Source organism: Psychrobacter sp. NPDC077938, assembly GCF_044542635.1.
Classification (GTDB): Bacteria; Pseudomonadota; Gammaproteobacteria; order Pseudomonadales; family Moraxellaceae; genus Psychrobacter.
Window position 1 is genome coordinate 1 of sequence record NZ_JBITUW010000002.1, and the last position, 16,124, is coordinate 16,124.

Sequence of the window (16,124 nt, forward strand, 5' to 3'; positions counted from 1 at the left end):
AACTAAACATTTATAGTCAAACAATAAAAATAACAGACTCATATCTAACCCCCTTTGCTGACGACAATAGCGCGATGGCCCCACCTGATCCCTTCTCGAACTCAGAAGTGAAACATCGTAGCGCCAATGGTAGTGTGGTTCGCCCATGTGAGAGTAGGTCATCGTCAGCTCTCTATTCTGAAAATCCCCCGACATTAGCTTGTCGGGGGATTTTCTTTGCGTGCGGTTTGTTATTCCTGGTGACCTACGTAGTAAGTTCTATTTAAAGATGAGCAAGGAGTAACGACTGTCTGGAAGACAGTCGTCCGTAGTGCAAGACGGAAGGATATGCCTGTAGATAGCTCTTGTGCTGCCTAGTAGAGCAATGCTTTGCCTTAACGGCGCTCTTCTCGTTCCTCAGCTCTCTATCCTTGATTAGCCCCTTGATACGTCAGTATCAGGGGCTTTTCTTTGTGCGCGGTTTGGTACTGGATTTTTTAAAGCTATCTAATAAAGAGATATTTTTTATTACGCAATTTTGTGCCACTGCGTATACTAAATACATTAGACTATGCTTAGACAACAGACTCTATGAGCGACAAATCACATAATAATATGCGCCATCATATTTTTGGTATGGTTGATAAAAATAATTGTAAAGTATTAGGAAGGAATATTGGAACAGGTATGTTCTTACTACGAGTGATACAGTGTCTTAATTATTGAGCGGAGTGATGTTGTCATCTTTTGAGTAACTTAGATAGAATAGAGGTCTATATCAATGAAGAATCTTATAACTTACTTAATCATATACTATCTAAAGAGTTTAAGTGGATCAAGGACTTAATCATTTTCTAATGAAGCTGAAATGGAAGAGCTATATTTGTAGTAGAGCTTTTAGCCATAGCAGTTTTTAGAATGAGCGTAAACCCACTCTAGAAACTACTTACTGACTGCTAACTATTAACTGTCTGTTGTACTACTTAAAATTTATCTTGGAGTTCTTTATTCTTTATTCTTTTTTGAATTTTGGCACACCTTTTTCCCAGACATCCCAGTTATCAACGATGTGATCGACAGTTTTTGATCCTACTAGTACTATATTTTCTACTGTTTCCGCAAAGCCACCAGCTGTTTCTCCTGGAGCTGGATCTAGATGTTGAAGCGTAGTCTCATTTGGATTACCTTGGTCAAAATTCACTGCGCCACGTAAGCTCATTATGCGTTCAATACCTACCGTTCTGTTAAGTACTTGTGCTATTGCGGCGGCTTCCATTTCAGTGATAACGTAATCATCTGCATTATATAACTCAGCTATATATTGAGCTTGTTTTGACAGCCCTGGCCCATGAAAAAAAGTATCTCCTGTCATATGAGTGCCTACGGTGATAGCTGGGCTCCGTCGTGCTGCTGCATCAGGATATTTCATTCGATAGGCGCTGGCTTCTTTTGAATCTTTTAAAGCAACTGACTGGCTGAGATGTAGATTCCATTTTAGCAGTTCAGAGTTAAGTTGATAGCGGCGAATATCTTCATAGCCTTTGCGGGGTGTAAACGTAGGTGCGCCTTTTTCACCTTCTTCAGCTTTCCAGCGGTGACCCAAGTCATAATCTACGAGCCAAGACGCCCAACTTACATCACCTATCGTGCCTTTGCTCGGTGGTGTTCCTGCGACACCGCTTAGAACGAAGTAGCTTTTGCTAAAGTCAAATTTAGGAGAAAGTGTGATTGCTTGCATGGACGCTGAAGACCCTACTTTACCCATACCTAATACTGAACCACAGACACCTTCTGAGTTACAATAAACTGGGCTATGGGCACCTGCTACTTTTATAGGCTTACTATCTGTAAAATATTGATTATACCAATGCTGAAATTCGCCTGCTTTATCTCCGCTATTTTCACCAATTTCAAACATCGCCGCGATAAATACCTTTACTTGGATTTTATCTTGATGAGTTTCAGCTTGTGCATTACTGCAAAACATAAGTATCATGGTAAAAATAGATAAATGAAAGGAATGTTTTTTTATAAACATATGGGACGCCTATTCAAAGTATTTAAGTCTGGATTTATAATTTAATTAGCAATAACTAAAAAATTTGCTAAAACTAAATAAATGCTTATATATATCCAATATAGAATAGCATAATCTGTAGATAGGCTGGAGCGTTTGGCCAGTGTAGAGGGTAGGTCAAAAGGTTTTAGGTGGAATAGAGTTTTCCTTTTTTACTGATTTTATTTAACTATTGATGCCTTGCAGTTGGTTTTTTCGATAAAAGATTTCTACTAGTGACTATTGGACTGGATCTTCACTATTATGTGGCACTTAATAGCGACTCATACTATTTATGCTTTTCGTTATTTTAGGGCTTACTGATACTACTTTTAGGTTATTAGACATATATCTTAGCGAGATTTAGTTAACAAATAGTCTGAAAAGGCTAGGTTGGGATGGTGGCTTAGAGTCAGTCTAGCCTGAACTTGCACTCGTATATTAATTTTTATGTATTTAGTTTGTTTAATCGATTACCATCGCTTTTCTCAGCTTTAGACCTCTTATTTTAATGTTCTTCATAACTTAATTTCTTTATCTGTTAGTAAGAAGCTACTAAAGTGGACTTTTTAATATATTTATATTGTTGATTTATGACATTAATGCTAACTTTAAAATTAATAAATTTTTTAGCAAAAAGTTATGGAATATTTATCATTATTCAAAATGCCTACTTCGATGAAGATTACAGGAAGATCATCTAGTATAACGAATGCATTCATTAATTCGATTATTCCCACTGTACTACCTACTAACGAACAAGTGAAAGAAGCTTTAGAAATTCTTGGAATGGATCATGATAAATTTGAGTGCTCTTATTGTGGTTCTACGGCTTCCGAATGGGACCACTTAAGGCCACTTGTTATAAATAAATTGCCTACTGGTTACATATCAGAAATTCATAACCTAGTACCAGCATGTGGTAAATGCAATCAGTCAAAAGGTAATAAGCCTTGGGCTTCTTGGATTATTAGTGATGCAAAGCTGTCACCTAAATCTAGAGGGATCATAGATTTAAAGCAACGAATAGAGAGGCTATCTATTTATGAACAGTGGCAAGATCCAACGGTAGTTAACTTTGAAGCCATTGTAGGTAAAGATAAATGGGAGCAACATTGGGAGAACTGGGAAACCGTTCAAGACACAATGCGAAAAGCTCAAATTCTAGCAACAGATATTAACCAACTAGTTGCCAAGTCGTACAAGAGTTATAGCAAAAAATAGTACTACTACTACGCTTGGGTCAGCATGCTGCTGAATATAAAATATTATTAGGAAAAGATTTGGAACTTATAATTTTATTTCTGCAAATACTTGTGCTTTTAGCCATTAGTTGTATTTTCTTTTTTCGAAAATATTTATTTAGTTATTCTTTCGAGAAGGGAAAGAATTTGGCTACTAAAGAGGATATAGGTGCAATAACCAGAAAAATTGAAGCAGTTAAGCTTGATCATGCTAGGCATCTTGAGACTGCCCGTGCTGAACTTTCTTCCCAGATAAATACCCATGGGTTCAGGTATGAAAAAGAATATCAAGTTTTATCAGAGCTTTCTGCTCTATTAGTTGATGTAAGAGATGCAAGCCTTAATTTAAGGCCTATGATGGATTTCGTAGACCCAAGCAAGTCAGATGAAGAAACAAAGACAGAAAGGCTTGATAAATATTATGAAGCTTTACGAGAACTCTATTTCGTGCGTGAAAAGAAAAGACCTTTTTATCCAGAGAATATATATAAGTCAATACAGATGATAGAAAAAGAGAGTCGATCAGAGTCTATACAATATCAGTTTAGAGATCCTGCTGATGGTGGAAAATATGCGGATTACTGGGAACAGGCCGAAAGAAATCAGGAAAAAATTACACAACTCGCTGAAATTGCAATGAGTCATATTAGAGAACGCGTAACAAAGTGGGAGTCTTTATCAGGCAGCTTAGAATAAATCCATCATTTATTCTTATAAGAATAACCCAGAAACTATATATTTTAGCCAATATTTTAAAATGAATAATTGTTCATCAGTGAGCTATATACATTTCTGATAGAGCAGTAATCTATTAAAAATAATTACCAAAGAGAAGCCCTATGACAACCTCAAAAGTAACCTATCAAGGCAATTTACGCACACAAGCTATCCATTTGCAGTCGAATAATCAAATAATTACCGATGCGCCGACGGACAATCACGGTAAAGGCGAAGCGTTTTCTCCTACTGATTTGCTAGCGACCAGTTTGGGTAGTTGTATCTTAACGATTATCGGTATCAAAGCCGAAGCGATGGATATCGATATCTCAGGTACGACCGCAGAGGTCACCAAAGTCATGGCTGCCAAACCAAGACGTGTAAGTGAAATACACGTTGTGGTCAATTTTTCGAAGGCACTGGATGAGAGTACCTTAAAACGGTTTTATAAAACCGCGTTGACTTGTCCAGTAGGCAATAGCTTGGATCCTGCCATTACTCAAAATCTAGTATTTAATAATGGCACAGAAGCCTAATATGTCCACTAAGACTTTACTTATCGTTGCTCATGCGCCATCGCCCAATACTCAGAAATTGGCGCAGGCAGCTTATGACGGTGCCAATCATCCTGATATAGATATCACTGTCATTTTGAAATCACCACAGGATACGCAGCCTGAGGATATATTGGCTGCTGATGCGCTACTGCTAGGTACGACTGAGAATCTGGCGTATATGGCAGGACTGACCAAGGACTTTTTTGATCGTTGCTATTATCCCGTGCTAGAAGAAAAGCAGGGGATGCCATTTGCGGTATATATACGGGCAGGGCATGATGGTACAGGTACCAAGCTTGCGCTCAAAACGATTACAACGGGGCTACGTTGGTCATGGATTCAAGAGGCGCTGATACTACAAGGCGATTGGCAAGATAGCTTTGCTGAGCAGGTAGAAGAGTTTGCTATGATGTTGGCTGCTGGGGTAGAGGCGGGTATTTACTAGTAGTCAGTTGTTTGGTAGTCAGGCAGTATTAGACAGTGCTTGTTAATCTATTGCTACCAACGCTTAGCATAACAAACGGTCTGGGAGGATGGTGATGCATGACGATAATCTAGATAGTGATAATCCAAATAGTAAAGTAGATATTTCTGTATTGCCATTTTCTCAAGCGTGTGAAAATAATAAGCAGCCTATTCTAAAAGTACTTCAAACAGAGTTGCAAGGCTTTAATCATGTGCTAGAGATTGGTTCTGGGACAGGTCAGCATAGTGTTTACTTTGCGCCTAATCTGCCTGAGATACAGTGGCAAACCAGCGATGTGATTAGTAATCACCGCCATATCATTGCTTGGTACAATGCTTATCCTGCACCCAATCTATATTCGCCATTAGCGTTTGATTTGGCGCATGACTCAGTACCTGTTAGTAGTCATTTAGATAGTGGTCATTTAAATAGCAGTTATGTAGACAAACCTTATGATGTAATATTTACAGCCAATACTTTGCATATCATTAGCTGGGCTTTGGTTGAGCGGTTATTTGCATTGGCTAGTGTTGCGCTACCTGTTGACGGTAAGTTGATTGTCTATGGACCATTTAACGAAAATGGCAAATATACCAGTGAAGGGAATCAGCGATTTGATGCGATGTTGAGAGCAGGTAATCCTGACAGCGGCATTCGTGATAAAGAAGATATTATCAGTCTAGCAAATGCTCATCATCTACAGCTTTCGAAAACATATGCGATGCCTGCTAATAACCAGCTATTGGTATTTCGTAAGAATTAAATGCTTAAGACTGTATAAAAAAAGACACCTCAATGGATCGTTATCGGATCTTATTAAGGTGTCTTTTTGTTTGGGCTTGCTTGTATTATTACTTATTCGACTTGTGCAGTTAGATTATTTATATTCTTCTGCTAAAAAATCCAAGTAGCGTTTCCAAGAGCGCTCATCGGCGCGGGCATCATATCTGTCGCTGCCAAATACGCTAAAGGCATGTGGTGCGCCACTATAAGTGACCATTTCGTGAGGGACTTTAGCTGCTTCTAACGTCTTGCCCAAAGTGGCAAAGCTCTCTAGCGAGACAGATTGGTCAGCAGAACCGTGAAATACTAGGATTTCTCCAGTGGTCTTGTCATAACTTTGACCAGTTGGAATGTCAAAGGCACCGTGGAAGGGTACAAAGGCTTTTTGCTCAAAACCTGAGCGTGCTAACTCTAACGCGACCGTACCGCCAAAACAATAACCCATGGTCGTGCCTTTGCGCACATCATTGCCTTGTAGCTGTCCTGCTGTCAGTGCCCCTGCCAATATGCGACGCATTTTATTACGATCATCATATAGCTCCCCAGTTAGGCGTTTGTTTTCTTCGATAGAAGTAGGACGAATGCCTTGTCCAAACATATCGGCTGCCAATACGTTGTAGCCTTCAGCCGCTAACATGTCAGCACGTTTGCGCTCATAGTCAGTTAGACCGTCCCAATCATGAATCAATAAGATAAAAGGTGCGTTTGGCTTATCTGCCTTGGCGTAATAGCCTTCATACGCTTTATCATCGACCGTATAAGTTACGTTTTTGGTCGTGATAGCAGCAGCCGTTTGACTGAACGTTAATGCCATTAGACCCATTGACGCGCCTACTAACAATGAGTGATAAGGTTTTTTAGTCGGGGAGTTTAGAGTTGGTAACATGGTAGGTAGCCTTATAGTTATATAAGAATAGTCGCATCATCAAATCCCTATAAACCCGCTACATTGTCATCCTCGCTAACTATACCAATGTATAGCTTGCGCTCGGTTTTCTTGTAACGAAATTATCTGAATCCAACGACATAAAAAAGATAAATATAAGGCTAAAACCATGCCAATTTATTTATCAATAGTCTCTGATACTTCATAAAAAGCATACCTTAAAGAATAACTACATTACAAGATTCTATTGTTAACGTTTATGCGCCTTTAAGACCAACTAAAGCAGCTGGCTTATAGCGTCTATAGACCTTAACCAAACATCAACAAGGTTTACTATATACGCAACTATATTTGACTTATTTTTTGGGTAGTATAAGTCCTAAGCCTATTATTCCTTTACGAATTTTAGTGCGGTATCAATTTAACGCTCGGCAATGCTGGAAACACAGATAAATAAATGACAGATGAAGTCACCACTATCTCAAAGGATATCAAACCTGTGTAGGCACTCTTTTAGTGGTTTAAAAGAGCACTCTCAATCTATTAGCTAGGATTTTTTATGAATAATAATATCGATCATACGGACCCCGCCAAAAACATGAATACGGAACGTGGCAATGGTGGTGAAACCCATCAGCGTGCAGGCGGTGACACCAAAGTATTAACCACTCAACAAGGTGTGGCAATCGCTGATAACCAAAACTCTCTAAAAGCAGGTTCACGTGGACCGACGCTATTAGAGGATTTTGTATTACGTGAAAAAATCAATCATTTTGACCATGAGCGTATCCCCGAGCGTATCGTCCATGCTCGAGGTAGTGCCGCACACGGTTATTTTGAACTGACAGAATCACTAGAAGAATATACGACTGCTAAAGTATTGACCGAAACAGGTAAGCAAACGCCATTATTTACGCGTTTCTCAACGGTAGCGGGTAACAAAGGTTCAAAAGATACGCCACGTGATGTACGTGGTTTCGCTGTGAAAATGTACACAGAAGAAGGTAACTGGGATATCGTTGGTAACAATATGCCAATCTTCTTTATCCAAGACGCGATGAAGTTTCCAGATTTGATTCACGCCGTAAAACCAGAACCAGATCGTGGTTTCCCGCAAGCAGCTTCTGCTCATGATACGTTTTGGGATTTTGTCTCGTTAAGCCCTGAAACGATGCACAATCTAATTTGGCTGATGAGTGATCGCGGTCTACCACGTAGCCTACGCATGATGGAAGGTTTTGGTATTCATAGCTATCGCTTAATCAATAAAGACGGTAAGAGTACCTTTGTACGTTTCCATTGGAAGCCAGTATTGGGCGTACAGTCAACCACATGGGATGAGGCAGTGAAAATCTCAGGTGCTGATCCTGACTATCATCGTCGCGACTTATTTGAGTCAATCAACAACGGTGACTATCCTGAGTGGGAGTTTGGCGTACAGTTATTTACTGAAGAAGAAGCCAATGAATTCCCATTTGATCATCTCGATGCGACAAAACTGATTCCAGAAGAGTTGGTGCCAGTTAAAGTCGTGGGTAAGATGGTATTGAACCGCTATCCAGATAATTTCTTTGCAGAGACTGAACAGGTAGCATTCTGCCCATCGCATTTGCCACCTGGCGTTGACTTTAGTAATGACCCATTATTACAAGGTCGTTTGTTCAGCTATCTAGACACCCAGCTATCACGTCTAGGCTCGCCAAACTTTGCCCAGATTCCTATCAATGCGCCAAAATGTCCGTTTGCCAACAATCAGCAAGATGGTCATATGCAAATGCAGGTGCCTAAGACGCGTGTACTCTATGAGCCGCAAAGTCTAGATCCAACTCGTCCTCGTGAAAGCGCTAAACGTGGTTTCAACTCATTTCATGAGCAACTAGATGATGGCGTAAAAGGCCGCGTACGTGACGAGAGCTTTGCAGATCATTATAGCCAGCCACGTATGTTCTACCGTAGTCAGACCGCAACTGAACAAGCACATATCGCAACCGCTTATGCGTTTGAATTAGGTAAAGTAGATACAGCTCATGTGCGTACGCGTATGCTTAGCCATTTGATTCATATCGATGAAGACTTGGCCAATCGCGTAGCAACGGCGTTGGGTATGGAGCTACCAGAGCCAGCAGATGCAGCTGCACCTGTCCAAGACTTAGGAACCTCTAAAGCGGTACAAACTATTGGCCTAACGCCTGATAGCCTAAAAGGCCGTATGATTGGTATCTTAGTCGCAGAAGGTTCTAATAGTAGTGAAGTCAAAAAGTTCGAAGATGCTGCCAAAGCGCAGGGTGCTAGCGTCAAGATTGTAGCGCCTAACAAAGAAGTCGTATTGGATGATGGTACACGCATACAAGCTGATGAGCGCCTTGCTGGTGGTCCGTCAGTGATGTTTGATGCCGTCGTTAGTATCATCATGCCTGACCAAGCTAAAAAGCTCGCAAAAGACAGTTCAGCATTAGATTGGTTCAACGACGCGTACAACCATTGCAAAGCCATCGCCTATTGCGGCGCGACTGATGAATTTATCCTAAGTAAACTTCCAGTTGAAAAAGATGAATTTGTGACGCCATTGGCTGAGCTAGATGCCTTTATCAGCAATGCTAAGTCTCGTCTATGGGAACGTGAGCCAAAGGTTCGTGACCTTGCATAGTCGATAAATAGGTAATTTACGAATTATCTAAATACTAAATGTTTTCTCAAACCCAGCCTAAGTGCTGGGTTTTTGCTTTTTATTGGTAAGGTGAGAATTGCCACGTATAAAACTATGTATACAGGTTCTAATCGTTCTTTATTAAGAATTATTAGTTGCACGGTCTTTGTGTGCCGCATCGCTTCTATATATAGTCACAAGCGTTCACCCAAAGTCGTTTTATTTGTGGTGACGGGCGCTATACTAAAGATTGGCTATAAAACTGAACAAAAGCCTCACAATAATAACGACGAATGAGGTAGGGAACACCAATGAGTCTATGTGAAATTGTACGTTTAGAAGGATATATCCAGAGTAGCTATCTGGCAGTATATCCAGATAAAATAATGCTGTTAGATGGCTGCTGCCGCGCTGATGTACCGATGGTGCTTGACTATATCAAGTCGACGTTAAAACGACCTATCACCGATCTAAAAGTAGTAGTGGTCACGCATATGCATCCGGATCATGCAGGTGGTGCGAATAAGTTTCGAGAAAAGACTGATTGTCTAATTGTCTCAGCAGATAAAAAAAAGCAATGGTATAGCGGTATTGGCGGGCACACGATGCACTTCGTAGATATACATCTAGGATATTATGTGGCCAGACGTCAAGGTAAACCATTTAAAAACCTATATTACTCGGCAAGTCTGAAACCAGATATCACTGTCACAGATGGCGAGCTTGTGCCACATTTTGATGAATGGCAAGTATTAGAGACGCCAGGTCACACGGATCGTGATTTGTCTTTGTTTCACCTGCCCAGTCGCGAAGTATACACTGCTGATTTAATCATTAAATTGCGCCATAAGTTCGTAGCACCATTTCCTGTCTATTACCCTAAAGACTATGTTCAATCGTTAAAAAAAATCAAAGCATTACAACCGTCAATGGTGATGATGGCACATGGACGAGAGCTGGCGATGAGTGAGGCAGAGTTTGATGAGTTTATCGCTCATGCGCCCAAGCATCCACGTACCATCAAGGATACGATCAGACATAAACTACTATGGCGCAAGAGAGATAACTTTCGACTGTTTAAACGTAAGCATAATAAGTAGAGGTATATAAAAGTTAAGAAACTAATAGCTAAAAAAACGTTTAAAAAGCTCAGACGAAAAAAAGCCCAATTACTAAGATAGTAACTGGGCTTTCTAAATATGGTGGGCTGTCCGCGACTCGAACGCGGGACCAATTGATTAAAAGTCAACTGCTCTACCAACTGAGCTAACAGCCCTGAAGAGTATATAAAAAAGCGATGCTTTCTAACTCTGCAAGAGAAAATTCTAACTAAAGAACTTTCTAAAACTAAACATCTTAACGATGTCTTTTAAACTTACCTTTATTAGTCTACTACCGGATAGGGTAGAACGATTAATAAAGATTAAACTAAATATGGTGGGCTGTCCGCGACTCGAACGCGGGACCAATTGATTAAAAGTCAACTGCTCTACCAACTGAGCTAACAGCCCTAACGTTTAAAGTGTTTGTATCCCTAAACGTGAGAGCACATTATATATATTATTATGACAATTACAACCCCACATGATAAAAAAAGTGTAATTCTCTTATAAAATTGCCAATTTATTCCAGTTTCTTTAAATTTTTGCCATTATATCGATATTGACTGCTCTATTTCTGTCTAAAGCGAGTCAATAATCGATTATTAGTCTCGAGAAAGTGCTTCAACAGGATCTAATTTGGCAGCATTACGTGCTGGCAAGAATCCAAATACCACACCAATTAACGTCGAACAAACAAAAGCGGCAATAATAGAGGTTGATGAATAGATAACTTTGAAATTATCACCGCCCACACTATTAATCAGCTCACCAATGGCAAAGGCCAGTCCGATACCAATCAGTCCCCCTAAAATACAGACCAAAACGGCCTCAATGAGGAACTGCTGCATGATATCGCTCTGACGCGCGCCCACTGCCATACGTACGCCAATCTCGTTGGTACGTTCGGTGACAGAGACTAGCATGATGTTCATGACCCCAATACCGCCGACGATCAATGAAATAACCGCGACTGATGAAATAAGCAGGGTCATCGTGCCCGTCGTCGACTCGATCGTTTGACGGATAGAGTCTGAATTGCGCAACTCAAAGTCATCTTTACCATGGCGACTCTCTATTAAGTCAGAGATGGCCGTCTCTGCGGCGCTAGAAGAGATACTGTCATCTAACAACGCTACAAAGCGGTCGATATTGGTACTACCCGTGACGCGCGACATCACCGTCGTATAAGGCATATAGATAGTAGGCGTCGTCACACTGGGGCCAAAGCCACCATCACTCTCTTCGAGGACGCCAATCACGCGCCCAGGCACACTACCAACCAGTATCACTTCACCGATAGGATTATCAACATCTGAGAAAAAGGTCTGCTTAGCATTGTCATCGATGATGATATCTTGACTACGTAATGTGACGCTTTTTGCATCAAACCCTTGGCCCAATGCCAATGTCTCACCAGTGACGGTTAGATAGTCTTCGCCAACGCCATTGACGGTAGCGTCCTCTTGTATACTACGATAGCGCACGCTAGAGTTGGCATTCACTTGAGGGCTAACGCTGATAATATAGGGCTGATTGCCGACCGCTTCGGCGTCTTCTGGCGTCAAGTTGTCATCATTATAGCGGCGTCTAGGGTCGCCTCTAGGGTAGCCATCATTGACGGTAATGGTATTAGTACCTAACGAGCTGATATTAGCGAGGATTTGCTGCTGAGAGCCTTGTCCAAGACCTACGATAGATACAACCGCAGCGATACCGATGATAATGCCGAGCATAGTCAGTAGGGTACGCATCTTATGCGCGCGCATGGCAAGCAAAGACATTTTAAATGCTTCAAGCAGTCGATCAATAAAGCTACCAAAAGCACTTTTTCGATGTTCACCAAGGATAGATTCTGGTTTTTTGTCTGTGTGCTTATAATGTTCAGTTTGATAGTCAGCGATGACATAGCCGTCTTTTAGCTCAATCACACGCTCCGCTTGCGCTGCCAGCTTTGGATCATGAGTGACCATGATAATGGTATGACCTTGTGCGCTGAGATCATGCAAAATTGCCATGACATCTTCGCCAGATTTGCTATCGAGTGCCCCTGTGGGCTCATCTGCCAAGATCACGTCACCACCATTCATCAGTGCACGAGCAACAGAAACACGCTGCTGCTGTCCACCTGAGAGCTGATTGGGACGGTTGTTGACCTTATTACCAAGGCCGAGGTCAGTTAGTAGCTTCTCAGCACGATTTGTGCGTGCTTCGGTATCCATACCAGCATACACGGCAGGGACGGCGACGTTATCTTTGGCACTAATATCACCAAGCAAATGATAGCGCTGAAAAATAAAACCAAAGTGTTCACGGCGCAGCTCAGCCAATTGATCGGCATCAAGCTTACGGGCAGATTGACCATAGATCTTATAATCGCCAGCAGTGGCTTGATCCAAGCAGCCTAAGATATTCATCAAGGTGGACTTACCAGAGCCTGATTGTCCAATGATAGCAACCATCTCGCCTTGATTGATGGTTAGATTGATGTCATGCAAGACACGAATGGTTTGCTCACCAGCAGGGAACTCTCTGATAATGCCAGACAACTCCATAATGGGCTTGCCTGGTGCAGGGTGATTAACGGTATTGGTTTTTGCCCGATTATTTAAGTTATTTAAATTATCTGAGCTGTCTAAGTTATTTAAGTTATCCAAATTGTCTAAATTATCTGAGTTGTTTGAAGGGTTAGCAGAAGTGTGTGACCCTAAGTTTTGAGCCGTGCTACTTTCAGAGCTATCTTCAGTCGACGGTTTAGGAGATTGAGATATAGTCATAGCAGTGTCTTTAATAAAGGCTAATAAGCGTTATAGTGTTGTTATGAAAGGGCTGCTATGTTTAACAAGCCCTTTTTTATTCAACATAGTCAAAGAGCAAGTTACATTCGAGGTCCACCAGGGATACGGCCGCTACCTGATTTCTTACCGCTTTCTTCACTGATGATTACTTCTTCCCCTTCCTTCAAACCACTTAAGATTTGCGCATTTACTCGGTTGTCGATACCGACTTCTACTGTACGCTCTTCTACGGTTCCGTCCTCTTTTAGTACACGTACAAACTTGCCGGTGGCTGCTTTACCTTTTTCTTTACCTTTAGAGCGTTTTTCTTGTATCACTGTTGACGGTACTAATAGGGCGTTTTTGGCTTCGTTAACGATGATATAAATCTGCGCTGTCATATCAATGCGGAACAAACGGTCAGGGTTTGGTACTTCTACGTAGCCGACATAATAGATCGCAGCGTCCGTTGAGCTGGTACTACTGATCTGCTCTGGGGCAGGTTCGATAGCAGTCAACGTCGCATCATATTGCTTATCTGGATTACCAATAATATTAAAATAAGCGGGCATACCAGCATTGACGTTAATGACATCAGCTTCTGAGATTTGCGCGTTGATACGCACGGTCGATAAATCCGCTAGCGTCACCAATGTGGGCGCCGTTTGGTTGGCATTCACGGTGGTGCCTTGCTCAGTCGTAATAGAAACGACAGTACCTGATATCGGAGCGCGAATCGTGGTATAGCTCAAATCTTCTTCAGCGGTACTGACGTTGGTTCGTGATTTGCGTAACGCCGCTTGCTGACTGTTGATATTGGCTTCAGTGGTTGCAATCGCCGCTTTTGCTGTATCGATAGCCGCACGCGCATTGGCAACGGCTGCTTTTGCTGTCTCGACACTGGTCGCTTGCGTGTCATATTCTTGCTGCGAGATAGCATCGATAGCGACTAAGTCTTGCAAACGCGCAAAATCAGACTGTGCTTGTTTCAGCTCAGACTGACGGCTGGCAAGATCGGCATAGGCACTTTTTAGACTGGCTTGTTTGCTTAACGATTCTGCTTGAGCACTTTGTAGCGCAGCTTCGCTTTGTTCAAGACTGGCTTGCTCATTGCTCAGGCTGTTCTTCTGAGTCACTTGATCAATCTGCGCAATCAAATCGCCTTGCTTGACTTCGTCACCGACTTCAACGTATAGGCGTTTTACCTCACCAGATACCTGTGCCCCTACATCGACGGTATTTAACGCTTTTACTTTACCGGACGCCATGACATTGTTTTCAATATCACCGACTTCAACGGTTGCGGTTAGGTAGTTGGGCGTGGTTTCTTCTGGTTTTAAAAAAGTATAGGCCAAAGCCCCTAATGCTACGATAATTAAGGTGATGACACCCCATTTGATAGCAGACTTTTTGCTTATTTTGCGCATGACAACAATCCAATCACAATTAAATCAAGTGTAGATATAGTAGAGACTTCACCTACAAAAGGGAATGGAAATTAGTTTACGAAAGGTTAAGGTAGCCAGAAATAGAGACAGGTAAAGAAAAGAAACGCTTACTAAAAATCAATAAAACGGAGATTATAGGAGAACAAGATAGGGTAGTAGAATCTGGATTTATAGCGTTTAAATGTATAAACCAGTCAGAAAAACGTATAAATCAGTAAGAGAAGAAATGGATAACTTGTTAATAAGAGAAACAATAAAAGTCGGTGACAGGTTAGCCTTAGCGCATGGCAAATAAACGCTTACCTGCGAGCTCCAATGCTGCTTGCAATAATAGCTCCCATGCTGGCTGGCGAATAAGTCCTTTAATAGCTTGGTCACAGCGGTAAAGCAGGGCAGGCCATTCGGCCGTGTGCGTTTTTGACTGACGACGGCAGGCTTGTTTGTACAACCCTTGCTTACTACGCCAAATGCCTAATGCTTGAGGGTCTTGACCGTCCATAAGTTGGATAATTTGACGCATGTCTTTGCTAATAGCCCAGAGTACTAAAGTAGTAGGCTCGTCGGTTGACTTTAGCTGAAACATAATTTTGGCAACCTGCGTACTATTGCCCGCGAGCATCGCATCAGACAAATCAAACACGCTAAATTGGGCGTCGCTGACCAACGCTGCTTGTAGGTCTGCAATATCTAATGCCACATTATTCACAGGTTGTGAAAAGCTATTAGATTGTTCGGTACTTGTGTCATTAGCACTATCTTCACTAGTACTGTTATTAGCAACTAGCTGCGGTGCAAACAGGTAGGACAGTCGCCATAGGGTTTGATAAGCACTTAGCAAATGATGCTCAGTGTGTGACATGAGTAGCTGCCACGCTTCTTGAGACAGTCGTAAGCCAAACTTCTGAGCTTGTATTTGTAGTAGCTGTTGGCGCTGCTGCTCATTGTATAAATTGCAATCGATGACATTACCGTATTGTGCAAAAGGAGCAAACCATTTGCTGCTTTGGCTGCGTTTGTCTTGCTTAGGTGTGAGCCACAACACACTATGACCGTGTGTGCCAGCTTGTGCCTCGACCGCAAAACGTTCCAGCTCGGCGATAACTGCTTTGTCAGGTTTATGGTTACCCGTCACGATTAAGGCACTGGCATCATCAAATAAAGACTGACTACCAAGCTCTGACAGCACTTCTTGCCAGCTCTTGACAGAAATCAGCTCTATACGTTTGATTGCGTAATTCTGCGCGCGCCAGTGTGGACGCAGCGCATCTATCAACCATTGACTCAGCAGTGGCTCGTCACCGTGCGCCAGCCACAAGCCCGCTACCGCAACGGAAGGCTGCAATAGTTTTGGATAGGCCTTTATGAAAGTATCTTGCATAGCGTGGTGTTACACAGGTTGATGAGCAGGTAATACCAATTCCAAAAATATGCTTAACAGTATTAAGCTAGCCCAGTCTACTCAAG

At 41.8% G+C, this 16,124-nt stretch carries 12 protein-coding genes, 2 tRNA genes and 1 rRNA gene; 8 read left to right on the forward strand and 7 right to left on the reverse strand.

Translation table 11 applies throughout. From position 1 onward, the window contains the following. Window positions 1–56 precede the first annotated feature (56 nt). Window positions 57–170: ribosomal RNA gene (gene rrf / locus ACIGBM_RS03570) — 5S ribosomal RNA — on the forward strand. A gap of 821 nt (window positions 171–991) precedes the next feature. Here the strand turns inward: rrf and ACIGBM_RS03575 are convergent. Next, on the reverse strand, window positions 992–2,017 hold the full coding sequence (locus ACIGBM_RS03575) for a purine-nucleoside phosphorylase (protein ID WP_397476786.1): 1,026 nt from the start codon (window positions 2,015–2,017) through the stop codon (window positions 992–994). Between the two features lie 660 nt (window positions 2,018–2,677). Between ACIGBM_RS03575 and ACIGBM_RS03580 the strand changes: the two genes are divergently transcribed. The 5 genes from ACIGBM_RS03580 to ACIGBM_RS03600 all read left to right on the forward strand — a co-directional run bounded on the left by ACIGBM_RS03580 (window position 2,678) and on the right by ACIGBM_RS03600 (window position 5,782). Beyond that, window positions 2,678–3,259 carry an HNH endonuclease gene (locus tag ACIGBM_RS03580; protein WP_397476787.1) on the forward strand — a complete coding sequence of 194 codons (582 nt, stop codon included), beginning with the start codon at window positions 2,678–2,680 and terminating at the stop codon, window positions 3,257–3,259. Window positions 3,260–3,273: 14 nt separating this feature from the next. Beyond that, on the forward strand, window positions 3,274–3,975 hold the full coding sequence (locus ACIGBM_RS03585) for a hypothetical protein (protein ID WP_397476788.1): 702 nt from the start codon (window positions 3,274–3,276) through the stop codon (window positions 3,973–3,975). A 143-nt stretch (window positions 3,976–4,118) separates the two neighbouring features. Further along, window positions 4,119–4,532 (forward strand): OsmC family protein, encoded by a 414-nt coding sequence (locus tag ACIGBM_RS03590; protein ID WP_057758892.1) that lies wholly within the window; start codon window positions 4,119–4,121, stop codon window positions 4,530–4,532. A gap of 1 nt (window position 4,533) precedes the next feature. Further along, window positions 4,534–4,998: a flavodoxin family protein gene (locus ACIGBM_RS03595; protein WP_397476789.1), complete on the forward strand. Its 465-nt coding sequence runs from the start codon at window positions 4,534–4,536 to the stop codon at window positions 4,996–4,998. 94 nt (window positions 4,999–5,092) lie between these two features. Then, window positions 5,093–5,782 (forward strand): DUF938 domain-containing protein, encoded by a 690-nt coding sequence (locus ACIGBM_RS03600; RefSeq protein ID WP_397476790.1) that lies wholly within the window; start codon window positions 5,093–5,095, stop codon window positions 5,780–5,782. A 114-nt stretch (window positions 5,783–5,896) separates the two neighbouring features. Here the strand turns inward: ACIGBM_RS03600 and ACIGBM_RS03605 are convergent, their stop codons facing one another. Continuing rightward, entirely contained in the window at window positions 5,897–6,688 is a 792-nt protein-coding gene (locus ACIGBM_RS03605; RefSeq protein WP_397476791.1) for a dienelactone hydrolase family protein, read from the reverse strand. 559 nt (window positions 6,689–7,247) lie between these two features. Here ACIGBM_RS03605 and ACIGBM_RS03610 point away from each other — a divergent pair. Then, window positions 7,248–9,335: a catalase gene (locus ACIGBM_RS03610; protein ID WP_397476792.1), complete on the forward strand. Its 2,088-nt coding sequence runs from the start codon at window positions 7,248–7,250 to the stop codon at window positions 9,333–9,335. A gap of 311 nt (window positions 9,336–9,646) precedes the next feature. Then, a complete protein-coding gene (locus tag ACIGBM_RS03615; RefSeq protein WP_397476793.1) occupies window positions 9,647–10,435 on the forward strand; it encodes an MBL fold metallo-hydrolase in 789 nt (262 codons plus the stop codon). 100 nt (window positions 10,436–10,535) lie between these two features. Here ACIGBM_RS03615 and ACIGBM_RS03620 read toward each other — a convergent pair. The 5 genes from ACIGBM_RS03620 to ACIGBM_RS03640 form a co-directional block, all read right to left on the reverse strand. Beyond that, a tRNA-Lys gene (locus ACIGBM_RS03620) sits at window positions 10,536–10,611 on the reverse strand. Window positions 10,612–10,770: 159 nt separating this feature from the next. Next, window positions 10,771–10,846 (reverse strand) — tRNA-Lys (locus ACIGBM_RS03625). Window positions 10,847–11,040: 194 nt separating this feature from the next. Then, window positions 11,041–12,990, reverse strand: coding sequence for a MacB family efflux pump subunit (locus ACIGBM_RS03630; protein ID WP_397477111.1), 1,950 nt, complete (start codon window positions 12,988–12,990; stop codon window positions 11,041–11,043). A 323-nt stretch (window positions 12,991–13,313) separates the two neighbouring features. Continuing rightward, complete coding sequence (locus ACIGBM_RS03635) at window positions 13,314–14,639, reverse strand: efflux RND transporter periplasmic adaptor subunit (protein ID WP_397476794.1); 1,326 nt, start codon at window positions 14,637–14,639, stop codon at window positions 13,314–13,316. A 298-nt stretch (window positions 14,640–14,937) separates the two neighbouring features. Continuing rightward, window positions 14,938–16,038, reverse strand: a complete 1,101-nt coding sequence (locus tag ACIGBM_RS03640) for a DNA polymerase III subunit delta (RefSeq protein ID WP_397476795.1) — start codon at window positions 16,036–16,038, stop codon at window positions 14,938–14,940. Window positions 16,039–16,124 lie beyond the last annotated feature (86 nt).